The organism is Anabaena sp. AL93 (genome assembly GCF_001672085.1).
GTDB lineage: Bacteria > Cyanobacteriota > Cyanobacteriia > Cyanobacteriales > Nostocaceae > Dolichospermum > Dolichospermum heterosporum.
The window spans coordinates 1-16,823 of record NZ_LJOU01000003.1; the positions used below are offsets into that span (position 1 = coordinate 1).

A 16,823-nucleotide genomic window follows, 5' to 3' on the forward strand; every position below is an offset into this window, starting at 1 on the left:
CCCCCTACCTCCCCTACCCCCCCGCTTGCCTTCATCCGTCATTTTCGGGTTGACAGACTACTAGTGCAGCATGGCAAAAATAACTCATCATTAAAAGTTCCTAGAAAGCTTATATAATTTGCTTTTTTAATTTTTAATTCTGCCTTGCAGCATTGGAGTTGTGCATCACTAATTCATTTAATTTTTTAGGTGTTTGCGTAGTGTATCGCAGATAAGGATAATAAAAGTGGTTCAAACTAGTCTAAATCCCAATATAAATTCAGCATCAGAAACAGAACCAGGTTATGGACAAATGTTTGCAGTAATTCTGCGAAGATTTCCCTGGTTATTATTAGTATTGCTCAGTTCTACGGCTATTGCTGGCATCATTACATTAAAAACTCCACCCAGCTTCAAAAGCACCATGCAATTGTTAGTAGAGCCTAACTATCAAGGCAAGAAAGAAACAGATAACACTGAAAGTCAATTTACTGATGCTAATGTGGAGGTAGATACAGCTACTCAATTAAACTTGATGCAGAGTTCTGGACTGATTAAAAAAGCAGTTGATAGACTTAAAACTGAATATCCAGACTTAACTGTAATGGATTTAAAAAAATCCTTAGTCCTCACTCAAATTAAGACTCCAGAGGATAATATTGCTACTAAAATATTTCAAGTTGATTACACCGATAGCGATCCAGGAAAAACTCAGAAAGTCCTCAAAACAATTCAGCAGGTTTATTTAGAATACAATAAACAACAACAAGATTCACGCCTACAAAAAGGTTTACAAGTTATCAGAGATCAATTAAGAAAAGCGACTGATGAAGTAACCGCTTCCGAAGCAAATTTACAAAGATTTCGCAGAAGTCAAAATTTAATTGATCCAGATGCTCAAGCTAAAACCGTAGAGATAGCTTTAAATACTGTCCAACAGGAACGACAAACAACTCGTTCCCAGTATGAAGAAGCCTTAGCAAAGCAAAAATCTTTGCAAACACAACTGAACCGTTCTCCACAAAATGCCTTAGTTTCTTCTCGTCTGAGTCAGTCTACCCGCTACCAAGGCTTACTCAATGAAATCCAAAAAACAGAACTGGCTTTAGCACAAGAACGTTTACGTTTCACAGATGATACTCCCAGCGTTCAAAAATTATATGAACAACTGCAAAGTCAAAAGCAACTTTTACAAAAAGAAGTTAGCAGAACTTTAGGAGAAAAAACCAACTCTACCTTTAATTCTGGAGACAATCTTTTAGAACAAGGACAACTAGGACAAATTGATCTTAATCTCACAGGTCAATTAGTAGAAACCCAAACAACCATCGTTGCATTAACCGCCCGCGATCAAACCTTAGCAGCCAAAGAGAAAGAATTACAAGCCGACCTCAAGCGGTTTCCTTCTCTATTGGCTTATTATAATCGCATCCTGCCTCAACTACAATTTAGTAGAGAAAGATTAGAACAATTATTAAGAGCAGAACAAAAATTACGCCAAGAACTTTCTAAAGGTGGATTTAATTGGGAGGTAGTAGAAGAACCCCAAGAAGGTCTTCATACTGGTCCTAACATGAGACAAAATCTCTTATTAGGAGGAGTAATTGGGTTAATGTTAGGAGGACTTGCTGCCTTTATTCGTGAAGCATCTGATGACGCTGTACATACCACTGCGGAATTAGAAAAACAAGCTGCTCTCCCATTATTAGGAACAACTCCTAAATTGCCACCTCCCAAACCCAGAGAATCCATGATAAAATTGCCATTTGGCAAACCAGAAGTTCTCGCACCTTGGACAATTCAAGTATTACAATCTTCTCCCCGTTGGGAATCACTTGATCTCATTTACAAAAATATTGAACTGCTTAATAAAGTCTCAGATTTAAGATCATTAATGGTGACATCAGCATTACCAGATGATGGTAAATCGGCTTTGGCATTAGGTCTAGCCATGAGTGCGGCTCGCCTACATAAAAAAGTCTTACTAATTGATGCCAATTTACGCGATCCTAATCTGCACAAACAGTTAAATCTTCCTAATGAACAAGGACTTTCTAGTTTATTAGAAAGTGAAGTTAATCTACCTAATCAGATCAGTGTTCCTTACTCTGGGTCGTCTTACATTGATATTTTAACAGCCGGACCAACTCCGACCGATCCTGCTCATCTTTTGAGTTCTCCCCGGATGATTCAATTAATAGCTGCATTTGAAGAAAATTATGATTTGGTAATCATAGATGCCCCTTCCGTTCTTGGGTTAGTAGATGCTATGCTCACGGCATCATCCTGTCGTAGTGTGGTGATGATGGCAAGTATTGGTAAAGTGACCCGCACCCAACTTAATCAAGCCACAGGGATGTTGAGTAGGTTAAATCTGATTGGGGTTGTAGCCAATGGCGTATCTCCATCTGATAGCACCTATGTACCTTATGTAAAAGCAAAACAATTAGTTTTACAACCAGCAATGGAAGAATAAAGCAAAATATTTGCTGACTATTTAACCCACAAAAATATATTGACCCCTGCATTAGACAGGGGTTTTTGTGTTGACTATTCAAGATCAATTAAGTAGTGCCCCCCTTTCCCCTTATGAAGGGGGGTAACAATGTGATGAAAATTACGAGATAAGTAATGGGACAGAATTAATTACACAATTGATTTTTCTGTTCCCTGTTCCCAGTTAAGAGTTCCCTCTCTCAACGAGTGAATTTAATTTTGTCCGACTACTTACCACCTTTAAAACAGTCTCTAAGGGACTTCCAATTAAAAAAATACCCAAAAATTTCTTGTGGTGCGGGACGAATTGCCCGCTAATCATCAAGGACGGGCAGGATGCCCATCCCACAAAATTGGGTAATTTATTTTTTGGTGTTCCCTAAGAGGAGAGGGAAAAGGAATAATATTTAATACTAGAGAGGCTTAAAACTCTGATTTTATGCTGCTAAAAACAAACCAATATGCCCCTCTCCAACGCGGAGAGGGATTGGGGTGAGGTTCAATAACTCCTACGTCGTCACGCTACGCTATCGAATTCACGTCTAATTAGGGTTAGATACTTGTTGGTTAAATGTATTGAGTTTTGTTTATAAATCTCTGCTAAAAAAATGATATTATTTGCTTTTTCAATTTTCAATTTATTACTGTAGTATGTTGGCAAATGACCATTCACTATACAAAATATTTTTGTTGTATTACTAATACAATTCACATTTATTTTTATTTACCTAATAAGTAATTTATGATATACTTTGCAAGTATAAAACAAGGTTTATTTTTATTTAGTTACGATTAATTCATTTCACCATATCTTAATATTATAGAGAAGAAAGTAATATTTATTTAAAGAGTGAATAAAGAAGTTGTTTCTTGATGATTTATTTATCGAGAGTCTTATATTCTAGAGATTGAAACCCATCATCAAAATCTCCAGGACGAAACCGAAGTAATTTTATCAGGGTTGCAAAAAGTTAGTATCTTCTCTGAGATGACTACTCTTGATCATAAATCCAAGTGTCCCTAATTTTCTGTTGTCATATTTAATCATTGCTATAGGACTCCTATACAATACTGTTCGGTCAAGAAAATATTAATTTTCTAATGGTAAATATTCAGTCAATCTTTTACTAATTTATCGCTGTTAATATATGCCAATTTCAGTCATTTCTAGTCTAAATAGTAACTCTATTGTCCCCCAGCAATCTGAAAATTTTAACTTCCTATCATGCTCATTAAAATGGCGCAGAGGAAAATTATTAGTAAAAGCCTCTGAAAAATTCTCACAACCCCATTTAGCTGCACTAGAAAATGAAGAATCTTTAATAGAATGTTTAAAACATTCTCCAGTTAGTTTAGTCAGCATAGATCCCAAAATCGGTGATTCTTTATTAAAAGTTTGGGCAAATGCTTGTCAAAAAGCTAATAAGCCCATATTTATAAACATTTCTGGGCATCAAAAATTGCCAAAGAAAGGTAATCAAATTTTCAGAACTTTACAAATAATAATTGATTGGACTTGGGCTTTACTTTTGCTGTTATTTATGAGTCCAGTCATTCTCGGAGGATTAATAACTATGCAAATATATTCCCCCAAATTGCTGTTTAATTATGAGTGGTATGTCGGAGAAAATGGGCAACTTTTTCAGATTATTAAGTTTAGTTCTATGGCTAAACAGGAAATGACAGATTTGAACATTATTTTAGGTACATTCATTTTGAATAATTTATCTAATGTATTGAATATATTGCAGGGAAAATTTTGTCTAATCAATAATCGTTGTTTATCTTTGGAAAGTGCAGTTAAATTAAGTTTAGAATCACAAAATAACAAATTAAACAAGCAAAATAAATTTAGCGGTGTATCGTAAATAGATGGGAAGGATAAACTGCCTATAGTTGAGAATAAATCTATTGGCTCTGTGTTTTCAAGCATTTTTATCTAATTGATGAATACTTCCTGTTCTCATATTGATGACTATGAATTATGTAGCTAATTAAAAAATAAGAAATATCATGCAAACAGCGATTTGTACCGTATTTGAAAAAGACTACCATTATGGTGTGGGGGCTTTAGTAAATTCCCTGTATTATCATGGTTTTCGAGGCATAATTTGGGCTGGTTATCGTGGAAATACACCCGATTGGGCTAAGGAGCTAAAAACAGAAACTGGTTATCAAGAGTTTTCTGTAGATGAAGGTTGTGCAATCCGATTTGTCAAACTAACAACTCCAAAACATTTAGGCTTTTATAAACCTGATTTTATGTCCCAATTGTGGGAAAATTATTGCCCAGATATTGATGCTTTATTTTACTTTGATCCTGATATTGTCAATAAATGTAACTGGGATTTTTATGAAAATTGGGTAAGTCGAGGAATTGCTCTTTGTGGTGATTCTTGGTATCTTGTGCCGGCGAATCATCCGAGACGGTTAGCATGGAAAGAATTTGCTGAAAATAATGGTTTTGCTTGTGAGCGCGAGTTAGATTATCACTACAATAGTGGCTTCATTGGAGTTCATAAAAACTACAAATCTATCTTGAAAGTTTGGCAGAAATTAGAAGAATTGGGTGAAATGGCAGGATATGCCAATTTAAAGGATCTTTATAACGGTAATACCTTTAATCATTATCCATATCTGTATGGAGATCAGACTTATTTAAACTTAGCATTGATGCTAACTAATTATCCTTTGAGTACCGTTGGACCAGACGGTATGGATTTTGTTCCTGGTGGTACTATTATGTCTCACGCCACAGTCCCACATATTAAACCTTGGCGCAAAAAATTACTTCTCAGTGCTTTAGAAGGTAGTTCTCCCACCATAACTGATAAATTATATTGGCGACATAGCCAAACACCTATTCAATTATATTCAATACCAAAAATACTATGGCAAAAATTTGAAATTCTCTGTGGTTCTGCTCTTGGTCGTTTTATCCGTCGCGCTCCTATGTAAGCATATTAATTTTCTTGAGATTGGTGCTTCTATACTTAATTATCAAAATTATCGGTCAAAATTTTTATGGATTCCAAATTTCTACCGTCAACTATGAAAATATTGCAAGCTACAAGTTGGTGGCAAAATAATCGGGTAATATTACGAGAATTTAAACACTTTCGAGTTGTGGCTATTTTAGCTATCGTATTTTCGGCTTTAGCTGCAAGTTTTGAAGGGTTTGGTTTAGGATTTTTGCTGGTGTTCCTGCAAAGCCTAACTACTCCTGGTTCTGAACCTGTGAAAACAGGGATAGAGTGGTTTGATATTTTGATTTTAGGAATTAATGGTTCAGCAACGGAGCGATTATATCGAATATCTGCTTTAATTGTTGTTACAACCTGTATGCGGGCATCCTTTAATTATATAGGACAGATTTGCATCCAGTTTAGTGAAATCAGTTTAGTAGATAATCTGCGTAAACGAATTTTTCAACAGTTAGAGGCTCAAACTCTCAATTATTTTAGTCATAAGAAATCCGGGGAATTAGTTAATATTCTTACCAGTGAAATGGAGAGAATTAGACAAATTTTTGGTGGACTAGCTTTTTTAATCACTAGAAGTTTTACGCTGATTGTCTATTCTATTTCTTTGTTTATACTTTCCTGGAAACTGACTATAGTTTCTATTTTACTATTTAGTCTTTTGGCGGTAGCATTATCTACCTTAAATAAACAAATTAGAGAACGTAGTTTTGCGATTACTTCCGCTAATGATAATTTTACTGCTAGGGTGCTAGAGTTTATCGAAGGTATTCGCACAATTCATGCTTTTTCTACTCAAGAATTTGAGCGAAACCGCTATTATCAAGCCAGTGAAAAAATTGTTAATACTTGGAAAAGTGTTTATTGGATTTCTTTGATAGTTAAGCCTTTGGCTGAGAGTATATCTACGCTAATTCTGATTAGTATGATTATTGTGGCTTTAGCCACAGGATTAATGAAAGTTTCGGCTTTGTTAACTTTCTTTTTTGTCCTGTTCCGCATTATCCCTATGACTCAGGATTTGAATGGGGTAGTGGCTTTTTTAAGTACCCAAGCGGGAGCAGTGGAAAATATCAAGGATTTGTTGAAACCTGATGATAAAATCTATTTTCAAAATGGCGCATTAAGATTTCCTGGTTTTAGAAGATCAATTGATTTGGTGTCTGTAGATTTTGATTATAGTCTTAATCAACGAGTTTTACATAATATTACTCTCTCGATTAAACAAGGGGAAATGACGGCTTTAATTGGTTCATCTGGGGCTGGTAAAACCACACTTGCAGATTTAATTCCTCGCTTTCATAATGCTACTGACGGCTATATTTATATAGATGAAGTTGATATTCGCAAATTTGACATTAACTCTCTGCGTTCTAAGATAGCAGTTGTGAGTCAGAATACTTTTATTTTCAATACTTCTGTTTGGAATAATATTGCTTACGGGACACCAACAGCTACAGAAGCAGAAATTAAAGAAGCTGCACGATTAGCAAATGCTTTAGAATTTATTTTAGAAATGCCGGAGGGTTTTGATACGCAATTAGGAGATAGAGGTGTGCGGTTATCAGGTGGACAAAGACAAAGAATTGCGATCGCTCGCGCATTGCTAAAAAATCCCCAAATCCTGATTCTAGATGAAGCTACAAGTGCCTTAGATTCTGTGTCTGAGCGGTTAATTCAAGAATCCTTAGAAAAGCTATCTGTTGGGCGCACAGTCATTGCGATCGCTCACCGTCTTTCTACTATAGCTAAAGCAGATAAAGTTGTAGTTTTAGAACAAGGAAAAATCGTAGAACAGGGAGCATATCAAGAGCTACTTCAACAACGTGGCAAATTTTGGCAATATTATCAAATTCAAAATGAAGTGAGATAAACAATAATTCAATTTTCCCATAGTTTATTTTCTCATCCTCCAATCAATGTTAAATATTAACTCCTCCGAACCTTTGGTGAGCGTCATTATCCCCACCTATAATCGCCCAGAATACCTGAAACAAGCCATTAATAGTGCTGTTAACCAAACTTATCAAAATCTAGAAATTATTGTTTCTGATAATTGTAGTTCTGAAAATCCTCAAGCACTAATTGAATCATTTCAAGACTCACGGATCAAATTTTGGCGACATGAGCAAAATATTGGGATGTTAGCTAACCAGTTTCATGGTTTTAAAATTGCTACAGGTAAATATGTGGCTAGTCTCCATGATGATGATATATGGAATGAGGATTTTTTATCTAAACTTGTCCCCAATTTAGAAGCAAATCCCGATTTAATTTTGGCATTTTGTGACCAATATATTATAGATGGTGATAGTAAAATTAATGTAGCTGCCACTGAAAACAATACCCGCAGTTATAAACGTGATCAAATCACTCCCGGAGTTCATAAAAATTTCACTCAAATTGGCTTAATTGATAAAAGTATTCCCACTGCGGCTGCTTGTGTAATTAGAAATGGAGTGCTTAATTGGGATAATATTCCTTCAGAGGTTGACGGAATGTGGGATTTATATTTAACATATCTTTGTTGTATTTCTGGCTATGGAGTTTACTATGTTCCCGAAAAATTAACCCAATATCGAGAGCATGAACAAACTGATACTATGCTCAGTGGTAGTCGCAATGTTCAAGCAAAAATCCGTAAAGGTAAAAGTGAGATATTCTGTTATCAAACTTTTATGGAAGATCAACGGTTAGAGGAATTTAAGTCCTACTTTAAAACCAAATGGCTAGAAGCTAATACAACTTTAGGAATTGGCTTATTACGAGATCAAAAAATTACAGATGCCCGCCGTTATTTCTGGCAAACTTTAAGTGAACAAAAATTCAATTTACGAACTTTAGTGGCTTTAATTATTAGTTTTATTCCTACCAATCTAACGAATAAAATTTGGAAAATTTCCTAATTTATTCAGAGGGAACAAGGAACAGAAAAAACTGGCGTTGCTGAATCGAGGTATGAAATTCCCAAATTGAATCTTTAAAACTCAAACCTCAGTGCGTCTTTGCGCCTTTGCGTGAGACTAAAATTCATACCCTTAATCAGCAACGCCTCTATTCCCTGTTCCCTTTTTTTTGTAAATCACAAGAGGTTATCAGTGAAAATTTGTATTGTTACCCACAAAATCAGAAAAGGTGATGGTCAAGGTAGAGTTAATTATGAAGTAGTTCAAGAAGCCATTCGTCGTGGTCATGATCTGACATTATTAGCTAGTGAAATTGCCCCAGAGTTAGCCGAAAATAGTGCTGTTAATTGTATTTATATTCCAGTAGAAGGGTATCCTACGGAATTTATTCGCAATTTCATCTTTGCTCAAAAAAGTGCCGATTGGTTGCGTAAAAATAGAGCCAATTTAGATTTGATTAAGGTCAATGGCGCGATTACTATGGGGGCAAGTGATGTGAATGCCGTGCATTTTGTACATGGTTCTTGGTTGAAATCGCCTGTGCATATTTCCCATAAACGTAAAGATTTGTACGGGTTATATCAATGGTTATTTACTGCGGCTAATGCTTATTGGGAAAAACAAGCTTTTCGGAAATCTAAAATTATTATTGCTGTCTCAGAAAAAGTTGCCCAAGAATTAGTAAATATTGATGTACCTCGTTCACAAATTCGGGTTGTTGTTAATGGTGTAGACTTACAAGAATTTGCTCCTGGTGTCAGTTCTCGGACGGAATTGGGATTGCCTGAGAATGTTAATTTGGCATTATTTGCAGGTGATATTCGCATTTCTCGTAAGAACTTAGATACTGTACTTCATGCCTTAGTAAAAGTTCCTGAATTACATTTAGCAGTTGTCGGTGGTACTCAAGATAGCCCTTATCCGGCAATGGCAAAGGCATTAAATATTAGTAAAAGAGTGCATTTTTTAGGTTATCGCCGTGATATGCCCCAAATTCAACGGGCATCAGATTTATTTGTATTTCCATCCCGTTATGAACCTTTTGGACTTGTAGTGATTGAAGCGATGGCTTCAGGTTTGCCCGTGATTACCGCCACTACTACTGGTGCGGCTGATTTAGTTAATCCCGACTGTGGCATCGTTTTAGACGATTGTGATGACGTTAATGCTTTAGCCGATGCGATTGGGTTGTTAAATAGCGATCGCTCACTGCGTCAAAAAATGGGTAAAGTTGCCCGGACTATTGCCGAACAACATAGCTGGTCAACAATGGCACAAACCTATCTAAATATATTTGAGGAGTTAATCACCCATGAGAAACACAGTTCTCATTCCCACCTATCGCCGTCCTCAAGACCTAGCCCGCTGTCTGAAAGCACTGCAACAGCAAACTAAATCAGTTGATCAGGCGATCGTTGTTGTCAGAGATACAGACACAGAAACTCAGCAATTTCTCCAACAATTTCCGCCCCACCTCCTCCCCTTACAGATTGTCACCGTCACCCAGCCGGGAGTCGTCTCCGCCCTCAACGCCGGACTGGCACAAGTACAGGGAGACATTCTTTCCATCACCGATGATGATGCCGCCCCCCACCCGGATTGGTTAGCAAAAATTAATACTCACTTTAGCGTTAATTATGCCGTTGGTGGCGTTGGTGGTCGTGATTGGGTGTATCAAGGAGACAAACTCGAAAATGGTTCTCGTCCCATAGTTGGTAAATTGCAATGGTGGGGGCGCGTCATTGGCAACCACCACTTAGGAATAGGCGCACCCCGTGAAGTTGATGTTCTCAAAGGTGTGAATATGAGCTTTCGTACCCAAGCGATCGGTAAACTGCGATTTGATGACAGAATGCAAGGAACAGGCGCACAAGTACATTTTGAAATGTCCTTTGCCCTCACCCTCAAACGTACTGGATGGAAAATAATTTATGATCCCAGCATTGGAGTAGATCACTATCCCGCCCAACGATTTGACGAAGATCAACGCCACAACTTTAACGACACCGCATTAATTAACCTAGTCCACAACGAAACCTTAATTTTATTAGAACATCTTTCCCCCCTGCGTCAAATTATATTTTTATCCTGGTCAATTTTAGTTGGTACAAGAGAAAGTTTAGGAATATGTCAATGGCTGAGACTATTTCCCCAACAAAAAGAAATCGCCAGTAAAAAATTGCGAGCATCCTTACGAGGAAGATGGTTAGGATATCAAAAATATAGAAAAATAGGAAATCACCATCTTAGTTATTAATTACCCCAACCGACAACCGAGATCCCCGACTTCTTGAAGAAGTCGGGGATCTATCTCCTAACTAAACTTTTTATAGAATATTCAGATCAAAATGATTTCCAAACCAACACTTTTCAATACAGTTTTAAAAGAACAATTTTCTCCCCAAGATCGATCAGCCCAAAGTTGGATTATCATTCTTGCTTTTATCCTCCTGATCACAGCTTGCTACTTTACCAGTACGGGTAGTTTACGCCTCGTTTTTCCCGCCACTGCTTTTCTAGTAGCGGCGTTTTTATACTTACGGCATCCCATCCACTATATCGGCTTCACCTGGTGGATATGGTTTCTCACCCCCTTAATCACTCGTTTAGTTGACTATAAAATTGGCTGGGACCCCACCCGACAAATGTTAATTGCACCTTATTTAGTCGTATTCCTGACCATATTCACCTTTTCAAAACATCTACCTAGCAGTCTTCGTCAAGGGGGACTGCCATTTCTTTTAGCAGCCATAGGAGTTTGTTATGGATGTTTAATAGGTTTAATTTACAATCAACCACTCCCTGTAGTTCGGAGTTTTTTAGATTGGTTAAGTCCCATAATTTTTGCTTTTCATTTATTTTCTAATTGGCGAGATTATCCCAGTTATCGTCAACATCTGCAAAGAACATTTATTTGGTGTGTACTCATCCTGGGAGCTTACGGTGTCTATCAATTTGTTGTCGCTCCTGAATGGGATAGATATTGGCTAATCCAATCGAAAATGTTTACCAGTGCTGGACACCCAATTCCTTTTGGAATGCGCGTTTGGAGTACATTACACTCACCTGGTCCATTCGGAACTGTCATGCAAGCTGGTTTACTATTATTATTTACCAGCACTGGTCCGTTAATTTTCCCCGCTTCTGCTGTGGGTTATTTATCATTCTTACTTTCCCAAGTGCGGACAAGTTGGGGCGGCTGGTTATTAGGAATAATTATGATTTTTGGTTCAGTAAAACCCAAAATTCAAATGCGATTAATTACCATAATTTTAGTAATGTCAATCTGCGTTATTCCCTTGGTGACTATCGAACCGCTTTCTAAAGTTATTACCACTCGATTTGAAAGTTTTTCCAATCTCGAACAAGATGGTAGTTTTAGAGATAGATCCGCAACTTATGACAGAAACCTGAATTTAGCTCTTTCTAATGTTGTCGGTAACGGCTTTGGAAATATCTGGAAAGTGAATGAAAAAACTGGACAAATAGAAGTCATTGTTATTGATAGCGGCATTTTAGATATGTTTTTTACCTTGGGTTGGATTGGTGCTATACCCTATATTAGTGGGTTAGTATTAATGCTAATTACCGTTAGTAATTATACAGAAGGTCGTTTTGATAGTTTTCTTAGTGCTGCCCGCGCTATTGGTATCAGTTCTTGCGCCCAATTAATTATTTATAGCGGGATGCTGAGTATTGCAGGGATGATTATGTGGGGATTTTTAGCAATGGCTATGGCAGGTCATAAATACTACAGCAGACCACAGAGTTAAATTAAAACCCCTTCCTTAGCAATCTTGAGATCCCCCTAAATCCCCCTTTCCAAGGGGGACTTTGACTCTAGTTCCCCCTTTTTTAAGGCTACGGTGTACACACAAGTGGTATCTGCAAGGGTTTCAGGCGTTATAGACCCCTGAAATTGTCATTACGAGCGCAAGTGATCACATAATCCCGTGGTTTTTGCGATTCCTAGGTCGCGCTAGTTCCCTCCGGGACGCAATGCGTTCGCTATCGCTTCGTTATTCCTCCTCTGTGGGAAACGCTATGGGAAGGCAATGAAAGACTTCCAGAGCGATTCCTAGGTCGCGCTAGTTCCCTCCGGGACGCAATGCGTTCGCTATCGCACAGCCTAAAATTAGATAACGAAACCAAGTCATAGGTGGAATTTTAAGACTTGTGTGTACACCGTAGTTGTAAAGGGGAGGGTTAGGGAGGGGTAAAATATTTGATACAGCAATCATGACTTTTCAAACACCCTCTTATTCATCCTGACTTCAATCATATAACCAAGTATTTTGAGAAAAATCTTCACTATCTTGATTGGGCTTTTCTTGCAGTCGTTCTACTGATCTATGAGATTTTTTGTATTGGATGGATTTGGAAATTTGACTAGCTTGTTGACTCATCTGTGGATAAGATGGTTGAGTAGGTTGTTTTAAAACCTTGATTTCTTCTAGCAACTGAGAGTTAGAATCTGCTAATTGTAATGCGGTTTGTTTTGTCTCGTAAAGTTCCCTCGTTAAACGTTCTACCAATGCTTCTTTTTCTGAAAAAGCTGTTTGTAAATCGCTAATTTGTTTGATTAAAGTGGATTCTTTTTGTTTTAATGTAGAAACTGTTTTTTGCAATTCTTTAATACTGGCTTCTAGTTCTAACTGATTATTGATGGGAATAACAGGAGTATTATCTGTTGGTACTTGGGTTTCCAATACTGCTTCAGCCGAAACTTCAATTACAGGTTCACCTTGTAGGGGTGTAAATTTTGTGGTTTCTTCTTGTATTAAGTTAGAGAGATTTTTTTTAAGCATTACTTTATGAACTCCAATTACGCCGTCATTATTTAATTATACGTCTTGAAGTGACAACAAAATCTCAAATTCCCAATTTCTTGGAAAAATTGACTAAGTAGGTGAACACAATAAAACCAAACTGTGTAAAGAAATGTAAAATCGCCCAAAGCTTCTTCACTCTTGCCTCTTGCCTTTTGCCTTGCCATAACGACAATTTCCAACGCCAACCTACTTAGACACTAAGCCAGTTTTACTCCTGACTCCTGACTCCTGCTCTATTAGTCCAGATAATAGGTAAAATTAAGATGTTTACTTATCTATCCTTTTTCTGTTTTGGCTACTATACCTTGTCCTCGTTGTCATCAAATTATTGATAGTCAAGCAATTACTTGTCCTCAATGTCGCTTATTGCTGAAAGCTTACGGACATCCTGGTATTCCCTTGCACCACGCTCAAGGAAATGATTATTTATGCGACAGTTGTAGTTATCATTTTGATCATACCTGTAATTTTCCCCAATATCCCTATGCTCAAGATTGTCCTCTCTATCAAAATATGGAAGAAAGTACATTAGAATTGCAAAAGCAAAATTCTCGTTATAGCTTGAGTATCAGGGTTAATAATTGGATAAAACGCCATCAAACTCTGTTATTAATACTAGCTTTGTTATTAGTTTGTTTATTAATAACCTTGTTTAATGCTTGATTCTGATGGTATTAGCTGTCTCCTTAAACTTGGTTTAATTCTAAGGTTTCTGGCATAGTTTCCACAGTTGATAAAATCTCTTCCTCAAATATTTCTAAATCAAACCAAAAAGTAGTACCGATACCAACTTCACTCACCAAATTTACTTGACTATGATGCCTGTCCATAATGTTTCTAACAATTGATAAACCTAAACCTGTTCCTTCTAGAGTATGAACTCTATTTTCTACACGAAAGAATCGGTCGAAAATTGCTTGTTGATCTTCTGGTGCGATACCAATTCCTGTATCACTAATTTCAATTCTCACTTTACCAGCATGATGCTGAGAATAAGAATTAGCATCTAGTTGATAGGCACGAATAACTACCTTACCACCGGCTAGAGTAAATTTAAGAGAATTACCAATTAAGTTGCCAAATACTTGCAGCAATAAATCATAATTGCCGAGAACAAAAGGTAAATCAGGATTAAGTTCTTGGTATATTTCAATGCCTTTATCTTTGGCATTAAGCTGATAGGTACGTAATGTCTGTTCTATTGCTTGTGGTAAATCTACTTTATCAAAAGTGTAATTTCGACCTGATTCAAGTTTTGATAAATCTAAAACGTCATTAACTAAACGGGTGAGTCTATCAGTTTCATTATTAACTGTTTGTAGAAATTCTTTGCGTTCATCAATTCCTAAATCTTCACCATAATCATGCAGGGTTTCAATATAGGTTTTAATGTTAAATAAAGGTGTGCGTAATTCGTGGGAAATGTTGCTGATAAATTGGCTTTTTGCTTCATTTAGTTCTACTTCCCGGCTAATATCTTGAACGGTGATAGCTATGCCTTTAATACTTTCTCGTTGCAGGTTGAGAACTGTGGTTAAAACAATGCGAATTGTGCGTTGAGTTGGTTGTTTTAGGAGGATACGAAATTCGGCACTTTCACATTCACCGGCTGCCATTTCATACAAAGTCCGGGATATTTCCATTTGGACACTATGGGGTAATTGATGCAGTATATTACTACCAACAACATCCACTCCTTCCCAAGCAAAAATCCGTCTGGCGGTGGGATTGACTAATATTACTTGCATATTATTATCAATCAAGACTGCACCATCAGCAATGGTGGAGACTAAGGTTTCTAATTTAGCTTTTTCGGCAGTTAATTCTTCAATATTTTGTTCTTCATAACGTTCTAGCCGTTCTGCCATTTCATTAAAGCTGAAAATTAGTTCTCCTAGTTCACCACCTAGAGGTATATCTATCCGTTGTTTAAAATTTCCAGCCGCAATTTGTTTAACACCTACTAGTAATTCTTTAATAGGTTTAGTAATAGTTAAAGCATTAATTACTCCTGCTAAAATTACCATGACCCAAATTGTGATAAAAACGGCAATGGTAACATCACGGGTGAAATTAGTGGATATGACTGCGGTTTGATTAGGGTTAATACCAACTGCTAACACACCTAAGTATTTTTTATCTACTATTAAAGGCACAAATACATCTGTAACTGCGCCATCGGGGGTGTTATGCTGCCTAACCATTGGCTGGTCTTCATTGCCAGGATAATCTTCTGGTAGTTGGATATGGCGCTTAATAGTGAGGGAGTTTTCTACCTCTGGTTCCCAAAAAGGAAGACCAAAAAAGATTTGCCCAGTTTCATCGGCGTATAACATATAACGCACGCTAGAAGTGGCACTGAAAAAACGTTGAGAAAATTGGGCAACTTCAGTTAAATTGTGATCGGCAATGAAAGGGGCTACATTTGCCCCCAGGAGTAATCCTAGATCTCGACCAAAGCGGGTATCATTGAGACGTGCATCTTGCTGAATTGTGTTTATAGCCCAGAAGGTTAAACCACTCATGACTAAGGAAACCATGAGGGTGGCGACGGCTAGGAGTTTGGTCTGAAGGGTGAATTCTGACCACCAATTGGCGATACTTGCTGCAAGGGATGCGTTGCCTTTTGCCAGCGCAGCGATCGCTTTTGACGCGCCGGAGACACATTCATCTCGGAAATTTCTGAAAATAGCCAGCATCTTAAAATATAAGTGTTAGTAAGTAGTTGGACAAAATTAAATTCAATCGGGTCGTTAGGGAAAAGGGAACAGAAAGACAATGTGTGTAATTAATTTTGTCCGATTACCCCTTCTTTCCTAATTTAACTATGTTTTTGCAGTAATGGTGAAAACTAAGTTGAAACAGAGGTTATGTGATGTGACTATTACAATGTAAAATCAGTAATAATCTCAGGTTCAACATCAAGAATATTTTGACTTTCCCAGTTGGACTCACATTCTAACTCAGTAAATTATTTCCCAAATACTTGTAACCGAATTAAAATTTTTCTATCCTATTTATGACTTCTCCTGAAATACCCCGCAAATCACCCAGTCAAGCGATCGCTGCCAGAATTTTTCACGCTGGCAATGTCATCAGTTTATTTATTATGATCACCAGCGGCTTGCAAATTTACAATGCAAATCCTGTCTTTGGTGGGCGTGGTGGATTAAGTATTTTTCCCCTCTTTACTTTAGGTGGTTGGTTGGCTGGAGGCAGACATTGGCATTTTGCAGCCATGTGGCTATTTTCTATAAATCTGTTTTGCTATGGAATTTATATTTTTGCTACCCAACGCTGGAAAAAAAGATTTGTTAGCGACAAAGATATAAAGGCATTACAAAAAACTCAGAATCACCAACGTTTAAACTATGCTTGGCATCGAATTATTTATACAGCCATCATTCCTCTTTTATTACTAGCAATATTTACAGGTATAGGAATGTATAAACCTGCTCAATTTTCTTGGATAGTTGATATTTTTGGCAGTTGGCAAGCATTAAGAATTGTCCACTTTGCTTCTGTACCGATAGTGGTAGTATTTGTCTGGTTTCATTGGCGGTTAGGGCAGAATGTAGGCGGCAATGCCTTAACAAAATCTATGTTTTGGTAAAAACTAGCAGCATTGA

The 16,823-nt window shown here is 37.1% G+C and carries 12 protein-coding genes; 10 read left to right on the forward strand and 2 right to left on the reverse strand.

The genetic code is table 11. The annotated features are described in order from the left end of the window. Positions 1-226: 226 nt before the first annotated feature. The 8 genes from AN486_RS01250 to AN486_RS01285 all read left to right on the forward strand — a co-directional run bounded on the left by AN486_RS01250 (position 227) and on the right by AN486_RS01285 (position 12,135). A complete protein-coding gene (locus AN486_RS01250) occupies positions 227-2,455 on the forward strand; it encodes a polysaccharide biosynthesis tyrosine autokinase (RefSeq protein ID WP_053540921.1) in 2,229 nt (742 codons plus the stop codon). A 1,168-nt stretch (positions 2,456-3,623) separates the two neighbouring features. Further along, a complete protein-coding gene (gene hepC, locus AN486_RS01255) occupies positions 3,624-4,343 on the forward strand; it encodes a heterocyst development glycosyltransferase HepC (RefSeq protein WP_053540920.1) in 720 nt (239 codons plus the stop codon). A 145-nt stretch (positions 4,344-4,488) separates the two neighbouring features. Continuing rightward, positions 4,489-5,433 (forward strand): hypothetical protein, encoded by a 945-nt coding sequence (locus AN486_RS01260; protein WP_053540919.1) that lies wholly within the window; start codon positions 4,489-4,491, stop codon positions 5,431-5,433. A gap of 66 nt (positions 5,434-5,499) precedes the next feature. After that, positions 5,500-7,329: a heterocyst formation ABC transporter subunit HepA gene (gene hepA / locus AN486_RS01265; RefSeq protein WP_290598792.1), complete on the forward strand. Its 1,830-nt coding sequence runs from the start codon at positions 5,500-5,502 to the stop codon at positions 7,327-7,329. A 46-nt stretch (positions 7,330-7,375) separates the two neighbouring features. Next, positions 7,376-8,362 carry a glycosyltransferase family 2 protein gene (locus AN486_RS01270; RefSeq protein ID WP_053540917.1) on the forward strand — a complete coding sequence of 329 codons (987 nt, stop codon included), beginning with the start codon at positions 7,376-7,378 and terminating at the stop codon, positions 8,360-8,362. 192 nt (positions 8,363-8,554) lie between these two features. Beyond that, positions 8,555-9,757, forward strand: coding sequence for a glycosyltransferase family 4 protein (locus AN486_RS01275; RefSeq protein ID WP_290598795.1), 1,203 nt, complete (start codon positions 8,555-8,557; stop codon positions 9,755-9,757). Next, positions 9,675-10,619 (forward strand): glycosyltransferase, encoded by a 945-nt coding sequence (locus tag AN486_RS01280; RefSeq protein WP_053540915.1) that lies wholly within the window; start codon positions 9,675-9,677, stop codon positions 10,617-10,619. The genes AN486_RS01275 and AN486_RS01280 overlap by 83 nt, the downstream gene beginning before the upstream one ends. 91 nt (positions 10,620-10,710) lie before the next feature. Further along, on the forward strand, positions 10,711-12,135 hold the full coding sequence (locus AN486_RS01285) for an O-antigen ligase family protein (protein ID WP_053540914.1): 1,425 nt from the start codon (positions 10,711-10,713) through the stop codon (positions 12,133-12,135). 501 nt (positions 12,136-12,636) lie between these two features. Here AN486_RS01285 and AN486_RS01290 read toward each other — a convergent pair. Further along, a complete protein-coding gene (locus tag AN486_RS01290) occupies positions 12,637-13,170 on the reverse strand; it encodes a hypothetical protein (protein ID WP_053540913.1) in 534 nt (177 codons plus the stop codon). Between the two features lie 315 nt (positions 13,171-13,485). Between AN486_RS01290 and AN486_RS01295 the strand changes: the two genes are divergently transcribed. Next, positions 13,486-13,857: a zinc ribbon domain-containing protein gene (locus tag AN486_RS01295; RefSeq protein WP_053540912.1), complete on the forward strand. Its 372-nt coding sequence runs from the start codon at positions 13,486-13,488 to the stop codon at positions 13,855-13,857. Positions 13,858-13,880: 23 nt separating this feature from the next. On the opposite strand, the gene nblS is transcribed toward AN486_RS01295, so the two are convergent. After that, the gene (gene nblS / locus AN486_RS01300) at positions 13,881-15,893 is read right to left on the reverse strand and encodes a two-component system sensor histidine kinase NblS (RefSeq protein ID WP_233455458.1); all 2,013 of its coding nucleotides are present in this window, start codon (positions 15,891-15,893) and stop codon (positions 13,881-13,883) included. 320 nt (positions 15,894-16,213) lie between these two features. Between nblS and AN486_RS01305 the strand changes: the two genes are divergently transcribed. Continuing rightward, entirely contained in the window at positions 16,214-16,807 is a 594-nt protein-coding gene (locus AN486_RS01305) for a cytochrome b/b6 domain-containing protein (RefSeq protein WP_290598800.1), read from the forward strand. Positions 16,808-16,823 lie beyond the last annotated feature (16 nt).

Coding starts and splice junctions, on each gene's coding strand:
- hepC (WP_053540920.1), top strand. CDS start 3,624: ATGCCAATTTCAGTCATTTCTAGTCTAAATAGTAACTCTATTGTCCCC.
- AN486_RS01260 (WP_053540919.1), top strand. CDS start 4,489: ATGCAAACAGCGATTTGTACCGTATTTGAAAAAGACTACCATTATGGT.
- hepA (WP_290598792.1), top strand. CDS start 5,500: ATGGATTCCAAATTTCTACCGTCAACTATGAAAATATTGCAAGCTACA.
- AN486_RS01270 (WP_053540917.1), top strand. CDS start 7,376: ATGTTAAATATTAACTCCTCCGAACCTTTGGTGAGCGTCATTATCCCC.
- AN486_RS01280 (WP_053540915.1), top strand. CDS start 9,675: ATGAGAAACACAGTTCTCATTCCCACCTATCGCCGTCCTCAAGACCTA.
- AN486_RS01285 (WP_053540914.1), top strand. CDS start 10,711: ATGATTTCCAAACCAACACTTTTCAATACAGTTTTAAAAGAACAATTT.
- AN486_RS01290 (WP_053540913.1), bottom strand. CDS start 13,170: ATGCTTAAAAAAAATCTCTCTAACTTAATACAAGAAGAAACCACAAAA.
- nblS (WP_233455458.1), bottom strand. CDS start 15,893: ATGCTGGCTATTTTCAGAAATTTCCGAGATGAATGTGTCTCCGGCGCG.
- AN486_RS01305 (WP_290598800.1), top strand. CDS start 16,214: ATGACTTCTCCTGAAATACCCCGCAAATCACCCAGTCAAGCGATCGCT.